General features: G+C 61.5%; 15 protein-coding genes and 1 tRNA gene. 8 read left to right on the forward strand and 8 right to left on the reverse strand.

What is annotated here, in order from left to right; all coding sequences use genetic code 11:
- Positions 1 to 111: 111 nt before the first annotated feature.
- The gene (pgsA, locus tag FP2506_RS13020) at positions 112 to 693 is read left to right on the forward strand and encodes a CDP-diacylglycerol--glycerol-3-phosphate 3-phosphatidyltransferase (protein WP_007067979.1); all 582 of its coding nucleotides are present in this window, start codon (positions 112 to 114) and stop codon (positions 691 to 693) included.
- Between the two features lie 474 nt (positions 694 to 1,167).
- On the opposite strand, the gene FP2506_RS13025 is transcribed toward pgsA, so the two are convergent.
- Both FP2506_RS13025 and FP2506_RS13030 read right to left on the reverse strand, forming a co-directional pair.
- Positions 1,168 to 1,244 (reverse strand) — tRNA-Arg (locus FP2506_RS13025).
- A 453-nt stretch (positions 1,245 to 1,697) separates the two neighbouring features.
- Positions 1,698 to 2,405, reverse strand: coding sequence for a GntR family transcriptional regulator (locus tag FP2506_RS13030; RefSeq protein ID WP_007067982.1), 708 nt, complete (start codon positions 2,403 to 2,405; stop codon positions 1,698 to 1,700).
- Between the two features lie 208 nt (positions 2,406 to 2,613).
- Between FP2506_RS13030 and FP2506_RS13035 the strand changes: the two genes are divergently transcribed.
- From FP2506_RS13035 to FP2506_RS13055, 5 genes are all read left to right on the forward strand, one after another.
- Positions 2,614 to 3,576 carry a tripartite tricarboxylate transporter substrate binding protein gene (locus tag FP2506_RS13035; RefSeq protein WP_007067983.1) on the forward strand — a complete coding sequence of 321 codons (963 nt, stop codon included), beginning with the start codon at positions 2,614 to 2,616 and terminating at the stop codon, positions 3,574 to 3,576.
- A gap of 101 nt (positions 3,577 to 3,677) precedes the next feature.
- Positions 3,678 to 5,219 carry a tripartite tricarboxylate transporter permease gene (locus FP2506_RS13040; protein ID WP_040489143.1) on the forward strand — a complete coding sequence of 514 codons (1,542 nt, stop codon included), beginning with the start codon at positions 3,678 to 3,680 and terminating at the stop codon, positions 5,217 to 5,219.
- Complete coding sequence (locus FP2506_RS18775; RefSeq protein WP_007067985.1) at positions 5,212 to 5,697, forward strand: tripartite tricarboxylate transporter TctB family protein; 486 nt, start codon at positions 5,212 to 5,214, stop codon at positions 5,695 to 5,697. Before FP2506_RS13040 ends, FP2506_RS18775 begins: the two co-directional genes overlap by 8 nt.
- A 66-nt stretch (positions 5,698 to 5,763) precedes the next feature.
- Positions 5,764 to 6,837: a tartrate dehydrogenase gene (locus FP2506_RS13050; RefSeq protein ID WP_007067986.1), complete on the forward strand. Its 1,074-nt coding sequence runs from the start codon at positions 5,764 to 5,766 to the stop codon at positions 6,835 to 6,837.
- 11 nt (positions 6,838 to 6,848) lie between these two features.
- Positions 6,849 to 8,018, forward strand: a complete 1,170-nt coding sequence (locus FP2506_RS13055) for a mandelate racemase/muconate lactonizing enzyme family protein (RefSeq protein WP_040489909.1) — start codon at positions 6,849 to 6,851, stop codon at positions 8,016 to 8,018.
- 265 nt (positions 8,019 to 8,283) lie between these two features.
- On the opposite strand, the gene FP2506_RS13060 is transcribed toward FP2506_RS13055, so the two are convergent.
- The 5 genes from FP2506_RS13060 to FP2506_RS13080 all read right to left on the reverse strand — a co-directional run bounded on the left by FP2506_RS13060 (position 8,284) and on the right by FP2506_RS13080 (position 12,911).
- Positions 8,284 to 8,979, reverse strand: coding sequence for an Ntn hydrolase family protein (locus FP2506_RS13060; protein WP_007067988.1), 696 nt, complete (start codon positions 8,977 to 8,979; stop codon positions 8,284 to 8,286).
- 368 nt (positions 8,980 to 9,347) lie between these two features.
- Positions 9,348 to 10,343, reverse strand: coding sequence for an Ldh family oxidoreductase (locus tag FP2506_RS13065; protein ID WP_007067989.1), 996 nt, complete (start codon positions 10,341 to 10,343; stop codon positions 9,348 to 9,350).
- A complete protein-coding gene (locus FP2506_RS13070) occupies positions 10,340 to 11,275 on the reverse strand; it encodes a hydroxyacid dehydrogenase (RefSeq protein WP_007067990.1) in 936 nt (311 codons plus the stop codon). The genes FP2506_RS13065 and FP2506_RS13070 overlap by 4 nt, the downstream gene beginning before the upstream one ends.
- Positions 11,276 to 11,356: 81 nt before the next feature.
- The gene (locus FP2506_RS13075) at positions 11,357 to 12,535 is read right to left on the reverse strand and encodes a UxaA family hydrolase (RefSeq protein WP_007067991.1); all 1,179 of its coding nucleotides are present in this window, start codon (positions 12,533 to 12,535) and stop codon (positions 11,357 to 11,359) included.
- Between the two features lie 85 nt (positions 12,536 to 12,620).
- Positions 12,621 to 12,911 carry a UxaA family hydrolase gene (locus tag FP2506_RS13080; RefSeq protein ID WP_040489910.1) on the reverse strand — a complete coding sequence of 97 codons (291 nt, stop codon included), beginning with the start codon at positions 12,909 to 12,911 and terminating at the stop codon, positions 12,621 to 12,623.
- A 210-nt stretch (positions 12,912 to 13,121) separates the two neighbouring features.
- Between FP2506_RS13080 and FP2506_RS13085 the strand changes: the two genes are divergently transcribed.
- Both FP2506_RS13085 and FP2506_RS13090 read left to right on the forward strand, forming a co-directional pair.
- Positions 13,122 to 13,850 carry a GntR family transcriptional regulator gene (locus FP2506_RS13085; RefSeq protein ID WP_007067993.1) on the forward strand — a complete coding sequence of 243 codons (729 nt, stop codon included), beginning with the start codon at positions 13,122 to 13,124 and terminating at the stop codon, positions 13,848 to 13,850.
- Positions 13,851 to 13,926: 76 nt separating this feature from the next.
- Positions 13,927 to 14,937 carry a YeiH family protein gene (locus tag FP2506_RS13090; RefSeq protein WP_007067994.1) on the forward strand — a complete coding sequence of 337 codons (1,011 nt, stop codon included), beginning with the start codon at positions 13,927 to 13,929 and terminating at the stop codon, positions 14,935 to 14,937.
- Between the two features lie 289 nt (positions 14,938 to 15,226).
- Here the strand turns inward: FP2506_RS13090 and FP2506_RS13095 are convergent, their stop codons facing one another.
- Complete coding sequence (locus tag FP2506_RS13095) at positions 15,227 to 16,213, reverse strand: quinoprotein relay system zinc metallohydrolase 2 (RefSeq protein ID WP_007067995.1); 987 nt, start codon at positions 16,211 to 16,213, stop codon at positions 15,227 to 15,229.
- Between the last annotated feature and the right edge of the window lie 168 nt (positions 16,214 to 16,381).

Genomic DNA, 16,381 nt, shown 5'->3' on the forward strand with positions numbered 1-16,381 from the left:
CCCTGACGAACCTAATCTTTTGGAAATGGTTGACCGCACGCCTTTCAACCGCTTTGACGGAACCTAGCTGAAGCCCGGCAGCCCGCACTGAGGACAAGTTCCGTTCGCTCCATGTCGTCGACCACCTACAGCCTGCCGAATCTCCTCACCTATGCACGCATCGTCTGCGTGCCGCTGGTCGTCGTCTGCTTCTTCGTGGAGGGCTCGCTGAAGAGCCCGGACTATGCGCGCTGGACGGCGCTCGCCATCTTCATCGCGGCCTCGATCACCGACTATTTCGACGGCTATCTCGCCAGGGCCTGGAAGCAGACCTCGACGATCGGGCGCATGCTCGATCCGATCGCCGACAAGCTGCTGGTCGCCGCCGTTCTCTTGCTCCTCGCCGCCGACGGAACGATCGCCGGCTGGAGCCTGTGGGCGGCGATCGTCATCCTCTGCCGCGAAATCCTCGTCTCGGGCCTGCGCGAATATCTTGCCGAGCTGAAGGTCTCCGTGCCCGTCACGCGCCTCGCCAAGTGGAAGACGACCTTCCAGATGGTGTCGATCGGTATCCTCCTGGCCGGCCCGGCGGGGGACAAGCTGATCCCGAACGTCACCGAAATCGGGATCGTCTGCCTGTGGATCGCGGCGGTCATCACGCTGATCACTGGCTACGACTATTTCCGCGCCGGATTGAGACATATCGAGGATTGAAGGCATCGACATGTTGGTAGACGAGGTCTGCCCGTCTTCGTGCTCCGCGTCTTGCATGAAATTGTCGATCGAGGCTCAAGATCGAACTACGTCGAGTTCGTCGAACATGCGCTTCATGCTCAGCCGTCATTCCCGATATCCGACCAGTACCATTTCAATAGCTCGCTTCGAACGTAGAGAACGCAAAAGCGTAAATGGTAGTCGTCGAGAGCAGCGTCGCTAGGGTCGTGCCCAGCGGGCGTGGCATTCTGCACCCGTTCGGCGCCTCAGAATTCCGATTCTGATATATTCGAACGTAGTTTTGGCTTTCAATGATGGGGGTGCAGGAGAACCGGTTAGGCGAACACGAGCACGCTGCTGCTCAGATTGGTCTTCCCATACCGGATATCTGAAGAGCGCGAACGGGATTTTCGAACGCATGAAAAGCGCTGTTGTTCGAACCGCTGGAGTCGATCTCTGGCTCTGAACTGAAAATGGCGCGCCCGAAAGGATTCGAACCTCTGACCCCCAGATTCGTAGTCTGGTGCTCTATCCAGCTGAGCTACGGGCGCGTACTGCACAAATCAATGCGCTGTCAGTGCGGCTAGGTAGACCGTTCAAAGCGGCAATGCAAGGGTGGAATTCGTCCGCTTGTCCGCGTCCCGATGACGACGAACAGTCTCATTCATGTCATGGATGTTTTGCAGCCATTTCGATGTCCCGAGACGCCCGCAGCTTCTATCTACCAACGAAAAGTTCGCGGATGAATTCTACCCGAGCCGCTACGTTTCTTTGAGGGCGGGATGTTCGCGGCGAACTCCTGTGTGGGCGTTCGACGGATCGGTCTCGAGCTTCTCGAGGCGAAACGGCCGACAAGCCACGCGATGATCCGTTCGAGCATGCTCGTAGAGGCAGGATGTCGAAGGACCAAAGCATAGGAGCGCTTTGCGATCCGACGGTTCGGCCCGCGCTGCCGACAAGTACCCGCCTCAGCTATCTTGTGCCCAGCCCCTGTAATCCGCTCATCAAAGATGGGTCATCCGATAACGTCGAAGGAGCGGAACCACGATATCCCGTGCTGACTCTTTGTGCTTCTGCGCTGCAACTCGACAGTTGATCGCATCACCACGCCGCATGGCATCGATGATCGCGCGATGCTCGATCACCGACTGTGTCGGCTTCGGGCGCAAATTCAGCGTGACGCGACGTGCTCGATGCGACTGGTCGAGGTTGACTGTCGCGATGCGCTCCAGCCGTCCATTTCCGGATCGCTCGACAAGCATCGAATGGAACTTGCCGTCATGATCCGCCCAAGCGTCGAGATCGTCGGCCTCCAGTGCCCGTTCCATTGCAGCGTTCAACTCCTCCAGCGCATCGCAGATCGCCTCGCGCTCCGAGGCTGGTAGACTCGCGATGATGAAGGCGGCCATTCCCTCGACGGCGACGATGACATCGTAAACCTCGCGCATGTCGTCCGGCGACAGCGCTCGGATAACGACACCGCGTTTGGACCGAAGGTCCACCATTCCCTCGGCCTGCAACTGAATGATTGCCTGATGAACCGGGGTTCGGCTCATGCCGAGCCGTTGTGAGATCTCGAGTTCGGATCCCTGAAAACCGGGCGGAAAGGTGCCGTTTCGGATCGCAGCCTTGATTGCGGCATAAGCCGCCTCGACGAGCGTCGAGCGGCGCCCAAGAGCGAAATCCCCGTAATGGAGAGATGCATCCGACATGTCTAACCGCCTCCGCAGGTCTAAAGAAGCTTACCGTTCACCGCAGCGGGCAACAAGACATTTTTGCATACCACAATGCATGCAACACCGAACGCATGATTGACAATGCTGCCACGATGAGGCCTCATGGCGAAGAACCGCCATCGGCACGCGGAGAGGACGCTTGCCGATACGAAGAAGGCGGACGAAACCTTAAGGGAGGAAATTCATGCGCATCGGCACGCTTCTTTCGACCGTCGTTTTCGCGATCGGCGTCACTTCGGGCATCGCTTCGGCCCAGGACTATCCGTCCAAGCCCATCAACTACATCATCCCCTTCAACGCCGGTGGCGAATCCGACGTAGCGGCGCGGTTCCAGCAACCCTTCCTGGAAGAGGTCACGGGACAAAGCATCGTTGTCCAGTACATTTCCGGCGCAGGCGGGGCGCAAGCATGGTCCCAGCTCAACGGCATGGAAGGCGACGGCTACACCATGATGGGGTCAAACCTGCCCCACATCATCCTGCAGCCGATGGCGCAGGACGTCGGCTACACCACGGACGATATTACCAACGTCTATTTCTTCCAGTACACGCCAGATGCCCTGCTCGTCCCGGCCGGCAGCGACTTCCAAACGCTGGAAGATTTTGTCGCCTACGCCAAGGAAAATCCTGGCTCGGTGACGATCTCGGGCTCGGCCACGAATTCCGCGAACCATGTCGCAACGACGAAGCTGAACGAACTGGCCGACATCCAAACCACCTATATTCCGTTCTCGGGCACCAGCCCGTCGATGACCGCGCTGCTGGGTGGCCAGGTCCAGGGTTCCTTCAGCTATTCGACCGCCGCCCTCAACCAGGGCGAGGAAATTCGCGTCCTCGCTGTCGCCGCCGAGGAACGTCTGCCGTCACTTCCCGATACGCCGACCTTCAAGGAACTCGGCTACGACATGGTGGGCGGTGCCTATCGTGGGATCGCCGTTCCTTCCTCGACGCCCGAGGAGATCCGCACCCAGCTTTCGGACCTGATCGGCGAAGTGAATGCCAATCCGGAGTTCGTCAAGAAGATGGAAGACGCTGGCTTCGTGGTCATCTCGATCCCCTATTCCGAAATGCCTGCCTTCATGGAGGAGCGCGAGCAGCAGTACCAGTCGGTCGCCGAGACGATGGGCATCGAGACCTCCTCGAACTGAGTCGTACGACTTCCTGCAGCATCGCAAATCTTGCGACTTGATCGTGGCCGGCACTCTGTCTTCAAGTGCCGGCCCGCTTCGCGAACGGTTCGGGCGCCCCGATGGATAAGATCATCTACCTCTTCGAAGCCCTGAGCGTCGCCAATCTCGGGCTTGCCTTCGTCGGCGTCCTCGCGGGTATCGTCATAGGCGCCCTGCCCGGCCTGTCGGCGACCATGGCGGTCGCCGTCCTCGTACCTTTTACGTTCACTATGAATCCGGCCTCGGGTCTGATCGTGCTTGGCGCGATTTACACGGGCGCAATCTACGGTGGGTCCTACTCGGCGATCCTCGTCAACGCACCGGGCACGCCGTCCGCAATTGCGACGACATTCGACGGGTTCCCCATGGCCAAGCGCGGCGACGGTGCCTTAGCCGTTTCGCTGGCGACGCTCGCCTCTGTGATCGGTGGGCTCGTCGGCGCGCTGCTGCTGATGTTCCTTGCTCCCCCGCTCGCGACCGTCGCGCTCGCCTTCGGCCCGCCGGAATACTTCTGGCTCGCGGTCTTTGGCCTGACGCTGATCTCCGCGCTGTCCGTCGGCAACCTTCTCAAGGGGTTGATCGGCGCCTGCTTCGGCCTGCTCCTTTCGATGATAGGGGTCGCCGTCATCGGCGCGGACGTGCGCTTCACCTTTGGCAGCCAGACGCTGATCGGCGGCATCGATATCGTCGCCGGTCTCATCGGTCTCTATTGCATTCCCGTCCTGATCGATCTCGTTGCCACGAAGGATCCACATCTGAAGGTCGCGAGCGATAGCTCGGGTTTCAGGCTTGCGGAGTCCTTCGGCATTCTGATGCGACAGAAGTTCAACGCCCTGCGCAGCGCCGTCATTGGAACCGTCGTCGGCATTCTACCGGGAGCCGGTGGGTCGGTCGCGAGCTTGGTTTCCTATTCGGAAGCCCGGCGTTCGGCAAAGAATCCCGAAAATTACGGCAAGGGCGAACCGGGCGGCATCATCGCAACGGAGGCTGCAAACAACGCAACTGTCGGCGGTGGCTTCATTCCGACTCTTGTTCTCGGCATCCCTGGCACACCGCCGGACGCGGTTATTCTGGGCGCGCTTCTTGTCCAGGGTATTAAGATCGGGCCGCAGCTCTTCACCTCGCAAGGCTCTATCGTCTACACCTTCATCTTCGGCCTTTTGATCGGAACTTTGCTGATGCTTCCGATCGGTCTCGTTGTTGGGCGCTACGCCTACAAGAGTATCATCTCGATCCCGAAGGCGGCTCTGGTGCCGACCATCGCCTTCCTCACCGTGATCGGCTCATTCGCAATTCACAACAATCTGCACGACTCGGCAGTCATGCTGGGCCTCGGCGTCATCGGCTGGTTCCTCAACCGCGCCGGCTTTACGCCCTCTCCCATCGTGCTCGGCCTCGTTCTCGGCCAGATCGCCGAACAGGGCTTCGTCCAAGCCTATCTCATTGGCAACGCGCAACAGAACGTGCTCGGCCAGTTCTTCGGACGACCGATCAGTCTCGCGATCGCGGCCTTCGCGATCCTAACCCTGTTCTATCCGCTCATCGCCAAGGCGATCGGAGCGCGGCGGGCGAGAAAGTCGGACGTCGATCAGACCGTGGAAAGCCGCAAAGCCGATGTTTAAGCGCGTTCATGATCCGCTCGGAACGAGCGTCGCCGCCGGCTTCGTCCTTCTCGGCCTTGTCCTCGCATGGACATCGCAATCGATGACGGCGATGGGCTCGGTCTTCCCGATCACGATCTCATCTGCGATGGCGATCGTCGGCCTCATTCTAATCGTTCGCAATATCATCCTTGGCATACGCGGCATGACGCCGGTCTCGCGGAGCACCGGCGAAGGTGGCGTCGAGGGCGGCTCGAACATGCGTCGCCTCCTTTTCGTCGCCGCGATGATCGCCTGGATCGCGCTCTTACCCGTGCTGGGATTTCTCGTCGCGAGCGCGCTCGCCTATTTCGCGATCATGATCGTCGCGATCCACGAGCGGATGAGCGTCAAGGAAATCGCACTCCTGATTGTGCTTGGCTTTGCGATCCTCGTCGGCTTCTACGCGCTGATGTCCGAGATCCTTCTCATCCCAATGCCGCGCGGCCTGTTTTTCTGAGTGTTCGCAGGCGCTTCGACGCCGGCCGCACAAACCCGCATCCCATATCCCGGAGACTGACACGCCATGGCCCAGACCAACGCCCTCAAGATCGCGACCATTCCCGGCGACGGCATCGGCCGCGAGGTCGTGCCCGAGGGCATGCGTGTCCTCGAGGCAGTCGGACGGAAGTTCGACATCGCCTTCCAGTTCGACGAGGTCGACTGGAGCTGCGAAACCTATAAACAGACCGGACGGATGATGCCTGAGGATGGGCTCGAACGCTTCAAGAAGCATGACGCGGTATTCCTCGGCGCGGTCGGCTGGCCGGACGTGCCGGACCATGTCTCCCTCTGGGGCCTGCTCATCCCCATCCGCCGCACCTTCCACCAATACGTCAATCTAAGGCCCTGCCGGCTTCTGCGCGGCACCACGAGCCCGCTCGCCGGCCGGACGGCGGACGATATCGACTTCTACGTCGTGCGGGAGAACGTCGAGGGCGAGTATTCCGAGGCCGGGGGCCGGCTCTATCGCGGCATGGATGACGAGATCGCGATCCAGGAGGCGATTTTTACCCGGCGCGGCGTCGACCGCGTGCTGCGCTATGCCTTCGAGCTCGCCAAGACCCGCAAGCGCGGCCATGTGACGTCAGCCACCAAGTCGAACGGGATCGTCCACACGATGCCGTTCTGGGACGAACGCTTCAAGGCGGTGAAGGCCGACTATCCGGACATCGAGACGAGCCAGTACCACATCGACATCCTCTGCGCGCATTTCGTGCAGCATCCGGACTGGTTCGACGTGGTCGTCGGCTCCAACCTCTTCGGAGATATCCTATCCGATCTCGGCCCGGCGGTCGCGGGCTCGATCGGCATCGCGCCGTCGGCAAATATCAACCCGGAGGGCGATTATCCCTCGATGTTCGAGCCAGTCCATGGCTCGGCGCCCGACATTGCCGGTCAGGGCATCGCCAATCCGATCGGCCAGATCTGGTCGGCTGCGATGATGCTCGACCATCTCGGCCATCCCGAAGCCTCGGCCGCAGTTATTGAGGCGATGGAAACGGTCATCGCCGATCCGGCCTCCCGCACGAAGGACATGGGCGGCAAGGCCAACACAGCCGAATGCGGCGAGGCGATCGCCCAGGTTCTGGCGGGCTGACGGACGACGACATGCGCATCTCCGAAATCCGCGAAAAGACGGTCTCGATCGCAAGCCCGATCGCCAACGCCTTCATCGATTTCTCGAAGATGACCTGCTCGGTCGTCGCGGTCGTCACCAATCAGGTGCGCGACGGCAAGCCGGTGATCGGCTTCGGCTTCAACTCCAACGGGCGCTACGGCCAGGGCGCCCTGATGCGCGATCGCTTCATCCCGCGCCTGATGGAGGCCGACCCCGCGAGCCTTATCGACGAGGCCAACGACAACCTCGACCCCTTCGCCATCTGGCGGACGATGATGACCAACGAGAAGCCGGGCGGGCACGGCGAGCGTTCCGTCGCCGTCGGCACGATCGACATGGCGGTGTGGGACGCGGTCGCCAAGATCGAGGAAAAGCCGCTCTACCGCCTCCTCGCCGATAGATACCGGGACGGCGTCGCCGACGACAGCGTCTGGGTCTATGCGGCGGGCGGCTATTATCATCCGGGCAAGGAGATCGAGGGCCTGAAGGACGAGATGAAGTCCTATCGGGACCGGGGCTACCGGGTCTGCAAGATGAAGATCGGCCTCGCTCCGCTTGCCGACGACATCAGCCGAGTCGAAGCGGCACTCGAGATCGTCGGCGAGGGTCAGAACCTCTGCGTCGACGCCAATGGCCGCTTCGACCTCGACACGGCGATCGCCTACGCCAAGGCGCTCGAACCCTATGATCTCTACTGGTACGAGGAGGCCGGCGATCCGCTCGACTACGCCCTCCAGGCCGAGCTTTCGAAGCACTATTCAGGCAGGATGGCGACCGGCGAAAACCTCTTTTCCATGCAGGACGCCCGTAATCTCGTGCGCTACGGTGGCATGAATCGGGCCCAAGACATACTCCAGTTCGACTGCGCCCTCTCCTACGGCCTCGTCGAATATATGCGCACCCTCGACATGATGGCCGAAAACGGCTGGTCGTCGCGCCGCGTCGTGCCCCATGGCGGGCACCAGATGTCTCTCAACATCGCCGCCGGCCTTCATCTCGGCGGCAACGAATCCTATCCGGACGTCTTCCAACCCTTCGGAGGCTTTGCCGACGAGGTGGAGGTGATCGACAGTCAGGTCGGCCTGCCGGACGCGCCGGGTGTGGGGTTTGAGCGCAAAGCGGCACTGTATGAGCTGTTGAGAAAGGAGCTGTTGGATTAGTAACGGCTTCGAGCCGCACGCCAGACCTCGAATGATCGGCCTGTACCATTCGTCGACCGCTCAGGGCCCTTTACGAACCGTGTGATGATCGTTTCTGTTGTACGTCTTCGAAGGAGGCCTCAGTCCCGTTCATCGCAACATGTCCTAGTGGTCGCGAAAAACAACTCGGTGATTCGTGGTCTTCGAAATTGCGGTTCCGCATTCAGATGTAGCAGGCGGATGCACGGATAACGCGGTGACACCGCCCGTATGGGACCAACACTTTTTAATCGAAGATGTCGGCGATGACGGCCTGTTCGGCGTCCCTCCATCGACCCACAATGTCGCTTACGACTTCGATTTCATCTTTGTCGAGATGATGGGCACCTTCGGCATCAATGCGGCAGAGGTTGAAAGGCCCACCGACACTGGAGGAAGTGAGGTCAAGCGCTTGCAGGACTCTGAGGACTGCGGCGCAACCGAACCGCAGTGATCGTTTGGTCAAATGAAAATGAGACAGGAGCGAGTTGGCCTGCTGGGCCATCGGTGCACCGCTGCCGATCGCATGGAATCCGATATTGGCGTAATGACCGATCATGCCCGAAGGTGTGATCTCCAGAATCCACGGCTCGCCATTTCGCCATCCGGCAGCCATGACGTATGCGGCCGGGGTCCCGCCACCGGCTTCACCCGGCACGTCGGGAATGAAGGTTTCGTAGTGATGGCGGAGGATGGGTAAGACCTGTTCCTGTAGGGCCCTTCCTATGTCGGGTGCATCGAGGATTGCAGCGCTGTTTTCATCGAAACGGCGTTTCACATCTGCTAGCACCGATCGCGCACCGCTGCCGCCCCAAGCCGCCAGTTCACCTAAGGGGTGAAGCTTGTCGGCAGGATAGGTCATATCCCGCCCCTTGTCCGTGATCTGGGAATCAGACCCGATCACGACGCCGTCTCGGCATACCACGGCAAGCACTACAGTCATATACGTATCCCCAGAGGTCCGGTTTCACCGCCCGCCGCCACGCTTCTGAATGCGGAGCCCAGAAACCGGAAGCCGTCTGTCCGCGGACCGCGACGGCCCATCCCACCCGCTACACTTAACGCCGTCGATGTCGTTCTGTCGCGTAACCCCTCCAGCCGTGAAGAAATAATTCGGCAGATCGGCAGGAACCAGTTGCGATGCCAGCCGAGGATGGAGGGGGACGAATAACCCGCGCAGGACGAGTTTTGAAACCGGACCAGGCTCAAGAGATCAGCTTTTCCCGGATGACAGGGGCGTTGAATCTACGACGACCTCATGCGAGCCGAACTCGTCGGAAATTCGAGAGCCGAATAGCGTTCAGAGATTTTTCAAACCCCCTCGATCATCGCCATCACGTCGTCCTCGATCAAAATGCCTTCTTCCGCCGCCTTTTGCCTTGCGTCCAACCCCCGCCGACCCGGCAGGCGCACGCCGGGTTCCTGCCCGATCATGTCGGCGAGTTCACCCAGGCGGAAAAGGGCGTTTTCGCCGCCGACAGTCTTAGGGTCGAGTACGAGGATGAACTGGCCGAGGCGGGGCGGGCCGTCCTTGTCGTCGAAAAGGGATGAGGCCTCGTAGGCGAAATTGGCGCCGGTGAGGCCTGCGGCCAGCATCTCCACCATCAGGGCCAGCGCCGCGCCCTTGGCGTCGCCGACGGGGACCATCGTGCCGGCGAGTGCGGCGTCTGCATCGGTCGTCGGATTGCCGTATCGGTCAATCGCCCAGCCTTCGGGGATCGGGGTCCCCTTCTGCTTGGCGGCCATCACCTTGCCGCGCGCGACCTTGGAGAGCGACAGGTCGATCACCACCGGCGGTGAGCCGGGAATGGGTGCGGCGAAGGCAATCGGGTTTGTGCCGAAGACACCCTTCGTACCGCCCCAGGCCGCCATGGCGCTCGGCGCGTTCGCCATCATCAGCGCGACGAGGCCCTTCTCGGCGAAGCGCTCAACGGCAAGGCCGAGAACGCCGGCATGGTGCGAGTTGCGGATGCCGATCGCGAGGACGCCAGTCTCGGGAATGATCTCAGACGCACGCTCGATGGCGAGGTCGAAGGCTGGATAGGCGAAGCCTTCGGCGGCATCGACGCGCATGGTCGCGGCCCGGCTCATCTCGATTTCAGGCAGTGCGTGCCCGTTCACCTTCTTCACCCGTGCCTGCGCGCTGTAGGCGGGAACACGGCGCAGGCCATGCCCGCCCTGGCCGGAGGCTTCGGCCATGACGAGGGCATGGGCGACGGATGCCGCCTGCGCCGGTCCGACATCCGCGCGCTGGAAGGCGTCCGAGACCAGGCGGATCGTGTCGTCGATCGAGAGGGTCGTGGTCATGGCCGGCCTTTCGCGAGATGATTGAGAACGTTCTCGGCGGTGAGCGCGGAGACGCGGACATTCGCCTCCTCGGTGACGCCGGCAATGTGCGGCGTGAGGATGAGATTGGCGATACCGTCGAAGATACGACCGGCTTCGGCGGTGAGCGGCTCTGTCTCGAAGACGTCGAGCGCCGCGCCGCCGAGTTTGCCGGCGCGAAGCGCTTCGGTCAGCGCGGGCTCGTCGACCACTCCACCGCGCGCCGTGTTGATGAGGATCGCGCCGGGTTTCATACCGGCGATCGCCCGTCCGTCGATGAGATGGCGCGTGCCCTCGGTCAGCGGCACGTGCAGGCTGATGACGTCCGAGGTTTCGAGAAGTGCGCCGAGATCGAGGCGCGTGGCATTCTGCCATGCCGCGTCGGCCTCGGGCAGGAACGGATCATGGGCCGCGATCTCGAAGCCGATGACCCGTCCCCGCGCCGCGACCTGCCGTGCGATTCCGCCGAAGCCGACGAGGCCGAGGCGCTTGTCCATCGCCTCGCGGCCGATCATCTGCTGGCGCGGCCATCGGCCAGCCGCGACGTCCGCGCTGCGGTGATAGGCACCGCGCAGGAGCGAGAGCGCGGAGGAGACGACATATTCTGCGACCGCCACGTCGTTCGCGCCTGTTGCCGGATAGACCGTGACACCGGCCGCTTCGCAGGCTTTGAGATCGATGTTGTCGAGACCGACGCCGAGCCGGCCGACGCACTGAAGATCGGAGCTGGCTTTCAGGATCTCGGCCGTCACCTTCGTGCGGTTGCGCACGACAAGGGCTTTCGCCCCCTTCAAGGCCGCCTTAAGATCCTCGATGCGGTCCACGAGGTCCGGATCGTAGAGCGTCTCGTGCCGGGCGCGGAGCGCGTCGACCGCCGCTTCGTCCATGAATTCAGAGATCACGACCTCGGGCATGGCATTCCTCGTCAGCGTTTTACACGGCAAAGCCGGCCACGTGTTTTGCGGCCGGCTTATCATGCTTCAAGGCAAGCGCGATCAGGCGCTGCGGTAGAGCTTCGTCATCACAAACTCGCGGTGGCCGAGGGCTTCCGCTGCCGTCATGCGCCCGTTTGCGGTGCGCATGATGTTCTCGATCAGTGAGTCGCCCGCCTGATCAATGGTCATGTCGCGCCTCAGGATGCCGGAGACGTCGACGTCCACATGCTCGGACATCGTCCGCACCGTGCGCGGATTGGCGGTGATCTTGATCACCGGCACGATCGGGTTGCCGATAACGTTGCCCTGACCCGTCGGGAAGGTGTGGATGACGTAGCCCGCCGCCGCCATCAGGGTCACGCATTCGGCGGCCGCCGAGGACGTGTCCATGAAGTAGAGGCCATTGCCCTTCTGCGGCGCTTCGGCGGGGTCGAGGATATCGATATATTTGCACTCGCGGCCGATCTTCTCGAGATTGCCGAGCGCCTTCTCCTCGATGGTCGACAGGCCGCCCTCGATATTGCCCTTGGTGGGCTGGCTCTCGGAGAGATCGTTCGTCGCGTGGGCGAAGATGACGTCGTCCTGATAGGCCTTCCACATCTTGTACCAGCGCTCGCCGACCTCTTCGTCGACCGCGCGCGTCTTGCAGATGTGCTCAGCGCCGGTGATCTCGGATGTTTCGCCGAAGACGCCGTAGATGCCCTCCGGAATCAGCTTGTCGTACATGTTGCCGACCGTCGGGCAGGAGCCGAGGCCCGTCGTCGTGTCGCTCTCGCCGCACTTGGTCGAGACCCAAAGCTCGGAGACGTCGCATTCTGAGCGCTGGAGTTCGGTCGCCCATTGGACGAACTCCTTCGCCTTGCGCGAGACGTCCATGATCGTCTTCAGGTCGCCGTTCTGCTCGATCGAGAAAGCGGCGACCGGCTTGCCGGTTTCGGCGATGCCATCGGCGATCTTCTGGGTCCAGCCGGGCTCGATACCGACCACGATGCAGGCCGCGACGTTCGGATTGGCGCCGGTGCCGATCATCGTGCGGAAATGAAGGTCGAGATCGGCGCCGAACTGGAGGCGGCCATAGGCGTGCGGCAGAGCAAGCGTGCCCTTGATGTTGTTGGCGACGGCCTCGCAGCAGGCGTTCGAGATGTCGTCGACAGGCAGAATGACGACATGGTTGCGGACGCCGACGCGTCCGTTCTCGCGGCGATAGCCCTGGAATTTGCGGTTCGTATTGATCGGCATGACGGGTCTCTTTCGGGAAAATTCGGTCTAAGGCGTTCGACGATCCAAGCTCATCACGCCGTTCGGCGCGGGAGCGGCCCGATAATCACCAGCGGTTGGTCTTCAAGTTGTGGACGTGGACGTGGCAGCCCTTCTTCACGTCAGCCTTGAAGCGGCCGATGTCCTCACCGTATTTCACCGCCGTGTCGCCCGCCGAGAGGTCGCTGAGCGCGATCTTGTGGCCGATCGGAACGTCGTCGTTCGCCGTCAGCTGGAACGACGAATTGTCGTGCGTGACGACGCAAAGCATGTCCGTTCCCGCCTTCAGGTCTTCGACAACGACGACGCCGACATTGTCTTTGTGGTCATGGACCAGCAGCTGCGGATTTTTGCTCATCGGGGCCTCTTCACCGGGTTTCGGGATCGTCAGACCCCATAGGGAAATTTTAGGATTGAGGCGAAGGTTGATCTTTTCGAGATCGCCCTTTGCGATTTCCTCAAGTCTTGTATAAGACATAAAATATGATTTCGGAGACCTGTCAAGACTGACAAGGTCGACTTGGGGCGCCCGAGCCTCGATGACCGCATACGGAGACGAGCGGGACGCATGAGCGAGATGATCTCGGATACGCCGGCCTTCCGGCCGCTCTACGCCCAGGTGCGCGACATGCTGGTGAAGCGGCTTATCTCCGGCTCATGGACGCCAGGCATGATGCTGCCGAGCGAATTCCAGATCGCGCGGGAGCTCGGCGTCAGCCAGGGCACTGTGCGCAAGGCGCTCGACGCCATGACGGCCGAGCATCTCCTGATCAGGCGGCAGGGGCGCGGCACCTTCGTCGCCCTGCCCGAAGAGGGGCGTATCCTCTTCAAGTTCTTCCGGCTCGTCGCCGACGAGGGCGAGCGCCTTTTTCCGCAGAGCGCGGTCATCGCCCGAGGGAGGGCGGCGGCAGAGAAGAACCTCGTGCGCAAGCTCCGCCTGGCGGACAATGCGGACGTCTGGTGGATCGACCGGGTCCGCCGGCTGGGCGAGAAGCCGGTCATCTTCGAGCGGATCACCCTGCCGGTCTCGCGGTTTCCGGGGCTGGGCGAGATGACCGAGATCCCGAACAATGTCTACGCGCTTTATTCGGAACGATTCGGCATCACCATCGGCAAGGCCGAGGAAAAGCTGAAGGCCGCGAGCGCCGATGCGGAAACCGCCGAACATCTTCGCTGTCCGGAGGGTCATCCGGTCCTCACCATCGAACGGGTCGCGATGGCGCTCGACGATACGCCGATCGAGCACCGGGTCTCGACCTGCCTGACCGACGAATTTCACTACCGGGCCGATCTGTGACAGCCGCTAAGCAAATCATCGACATCGCCGAACGGACAGCCGGACCCACACTCAGAGCGATCAACGAGGCCCGAGCATGTCGGCACTGACGCCATCCGTTCTCAAGGACAGATACTGGCCGCTCTTTCCCGGTATTCTCCTCGCTCTTGTGGTAGCGGCGGCCGCGCGGTTCGTCGCCGATCATTACAACGCGCCGGTCATGCTGTTTGCTCTTCTCATCGGCATGGCCTTCAATTTCCTCGCGACCGACGACCGTTTCAAATCCGGGCTCGAATTTTCGTCCAAGACACTTCTGAGGGCCGGCATCGTTCTTCTCGGCGCACGCATCACGACGGGTGACATCGCTTCACTCGGAATCTCAACCTTCGCCACAGTCATCGGTCTCATCGGCCTGACGATCGCGACCGGCTTCGTCTGCGGGCGGCTCTACAACAAGCAGTGGCGCTTTTCGCTCCTCACAGGCGGCTCGGTCGCGATCTGCGGCGCGTCGGCCGCCCTCGCCATCGCCTCGGTCATTCCGCACAACGAGAAGACCGAGCGAAACCTTCTCTTCACGGTCGTCTCGGTCACCACGCTCTCGACGATCGCGATGATCCTCTACCCGATCCTCTTCACGCTTCTCGGTCTGACGGAAAACCAGAGCGGCTTCCTCGTCGGCGCGACGATCCACGACGTCGCCCAGGTGGTCGGCGCGGGCTATTCGATCTCGACCGAAGTCGGCGACGTGGCAACCATCATCAAGCTCTTGAGGGTCACGATGCTGCCGGTGGTCCTCGTCATCATCGTGCTGGCGCTGGCCGGCCAGAGGAGCGGCGATACGAAATCGGTTCGCCTGCCGGCCTTCGTGATCGGCTTCGCGGTACTGACCGGCATCAACAGCCTCGGTCTTCTCCCCACGGTCGTCGCAGGTGTCGCGGTGGATCTGTCCGGCTGGTTCCTCGTGATTGCCATTTCCGCGCTGGGTGTGCGCACGAACATGAAGGATATGCTGCAGCTCGGCTGGCGGCATGTGGCGATGGTGGTGACGGAAACGCTCGTCCTCCTGACGCTCGCGATCGCGGCGGTCGAGATCGGCCTTGCCGGCTGATCACGATCGACAAAGGTCGCTGAGAGCTGGGCGTCTCGCAATGTGTCCATCCGCGCCGGACGAGGCGAAATGCATCTGGCCGGAGATTCTCGTCCGGCGTTGACCTGGCACGGACGTGCCTCGGGAACGTGATCAGCCTATTCGACCTGAATGGCCACCAAAGATGTTCGAATGGAAGGCCTGCGATCGCGACAAAGCCGCATGCCGATCACCAACCGGTTCGTTGCTAGCCTGATGCCAAGCGGAAGTTTTTTTGACCAAGTCGTACTCGCCAACCCGATCGAAAAGTTCATTCCCACTCCAGCTCGGCATAGGCTGCAGTTGCGTTCCGGACATTGAATTCGTCAAAGAGCTGCCATTCATCTTTCTCGGACTGCCCGGCGGCTGTGCTGGCCTCGGCGAGCGGCACGCCATCCTCGATCATCTGACGAATATCGCTGGTCAAGACGTCGAGATAGCGAATTTGCGGCTCAGCGCCCGAAGGCCAGGCGATGTCGCTCGGACCGTGTCCGGGTACGGCGCGATCGGCCCCTGTGGCCGTTAGATTCGTCAAGATATCCCTCCAGCCGAGAATGCTGCCGTCGAGCGATGGGCAATGGTCTTGGAATACCAGATCTCCTGTGAAAAGCGTTCTGGTCTTCTCGTCGAACAGAGTGAGATCGTTGTTGGTGTGCGCAGTCGGCCAGGCGCGCAGCGACAGCTGCCGGTTTCCGAGATCGAGTGTCGCTTCATCGGCTACCGTCATCGTAGGGGCGATGATCGAAACCTCAGCCATGAACTCGGCCCCCATGAGTTCGAGGTTCGCGCGCAGATAGCTTTCTCTTCGAGCCGCAAGTGCATTGGGAAGATTGATGTGACCGACAAACGTAGCGGTGCCATCCACGTAGGCCGCATTGCCGAAGATATGATCGGGGTGCATGTGGGTGTTGACGACGAAACGAATTGGATTGTCGGTTCGCTGACGGATCGCCGCGATCATCTGGCGAGCTTCCGTGACGCTGCCGCCGCTATCGATCACCGCCACGGCATCGTCTCCGACGATGAAGCCGATATTGGCGATCCCGCCCTCGTTGGATGCACGCATCAGATCGACGACACCGTGATGAACGAAGACGCCTTCAGCGATCTCCGAGACATCGAGCGGGATCGCCGAAATTTCAGAAGCGGTCTCGGCTAGAGCCGTCCCCGGAAACCAAGGCAGCGCAACGAAGGGGCCTGCGACGCAGAGAAAGCGGCGCCTTGTCAACGAACGATCCGCCTTCATCAGACCGTTCATCTGGTCTTCCGTCAGGCAACACATCGAACCCTCCCACCACTGTTTCCGTCTGCGCCCTGCTCATGGGGGCCGTCTCCCGACCGTCGTTCAGGGGCACCGAATCGCTATCCTCTGAATGAAACCATCGCGCGGATGAAAACGCCAGGTTTCGGCAGATGCCTGAAGCGT

This window comes from Fulvimarina pelagi HTCC2506, from assembly GCF_000153705.1.
In the GTDB taxonomy this organism is placed as follows: domain Bacteria; phylum Pseudomonadota; class Alphaproteobacteria; order Rhizobiales; family Rhizobiaceae; genus Fulvimarina; species Fulvimarina pelagi.

What these genes read in the sequence shown, in the direction of transcription:
- FP2506_RS18775 (WP_007067985.1), top strand. Translation starts at nt 5,212, where the DNA reads ATGTTTAAGCGCGTTCATGATCCGCTCGGAACGAGCGTCGCCGCCGGC.
- pgsA (WP_007067979.1), top strand. Translation starts at nt 112, where the DNA reads ATGTCGTCGACCACCTACAGCCTGCCGAATCTCCTCACCTATGCACGC.
- FP2506_RS13030 (WP_007067982.1), bottom strand. Translation starts at nt 2,405, where the DNA reads ATGTCGGATGCATCTCTCCATTACGGGGATTTCGCTCTTGGGCGCCGC.
- FP2506_RS13090 (WP_007067994.1), top strand. Translation starts at nt 13,927, where the DNA reads ATGTCGGCACTGACGCCATCCGTTCTCAAGGACAGATACTGGCCGCTC.
- FP2506_RS13080 (WP_040489910.1), bottom strand. Translation starts at nt 12,911, where the DNA reads ATGAGCAAAAATCCGCAGCTGCTGGTCCATGACCACAAAGACAATGTC.
- FP2506_RS13040 (WP_040489143.1), top strand. Translation starts at nt 3,678, where the DNA reads ATGGATAAGATCATCTACCTCTTCGAAGCCCTGAGCGTCGCCAATCTC.
- FP2506_RS13050 (WP_007067986.1), top strand. Translation starts at nt 5,764, where the DNA reads ATGGCCCAGACCAACGCCCTCAAGATCGCGACCATTCCCGGCGACGGC.
- FP2506_RS13035 (WP_007067983.1), top strand. Translation starts at nt 2,614, where the DNA reads ATGCGCATCGGCACGCTTCTTTCGACCGTCGTTTTCGCGATCGGCGTC.
- FP2506_RS13065 (WP_007067989.1), bottom strand. Translation starts at nt 10,343, where the DNA reads ATGACCACGACCCTCTCGATCGACGACACGATCCGCCTGGTCTCGGAC.
- FP2506_RS13075 (WP_007067991.1), bottom strand. Translation starts at nt 12,535, where the DNA reads ATGCCGATCAATACGAACCGCAAATTCCAGGGCTATCGCCGCGAGAAC.
- FP2506_RS13055 (WP_040489909.1), top strand. Translation starts at nt 6,849, where the DNA reads ATGCGCATCTCCGAAATCCGCGAAAAGACGGTCTCGATCGCAAGCCCG.
- FP2506_RS13060 (WP_007067988.1), bottom strand. Translation starts at nt 8,979, where the DNA reads ATGACTGTAGTGCTTGCCGTGGTATGCCGAGACGGCGTCGTGATCGGG.
- FP2506_RS13085 (WP_007067993.1), top strand. Translation starts at nt 13,122, where the DNA reads ATGAGCGAGATGATCTCGGATACGCCGGCCTTCCGGCCGCTCTACGCC.
- FP2506_RS13095 (WP_007067995.1), bottom strand. Translation starts at nt 16,213, where the DNA reads ATGAACGGTCTGATGAAGGCGGATCGTTCGTTGACAAGGCGCCGCTTT.
- FP2506_RS13070 (WP_007067990.1), bottom strand. Translation starts at nt 11,275, where the DNA reads ATGCCCGAGGTCGTGATCTCTGAATTCATGGACGAAGCGGCGGTCGAC.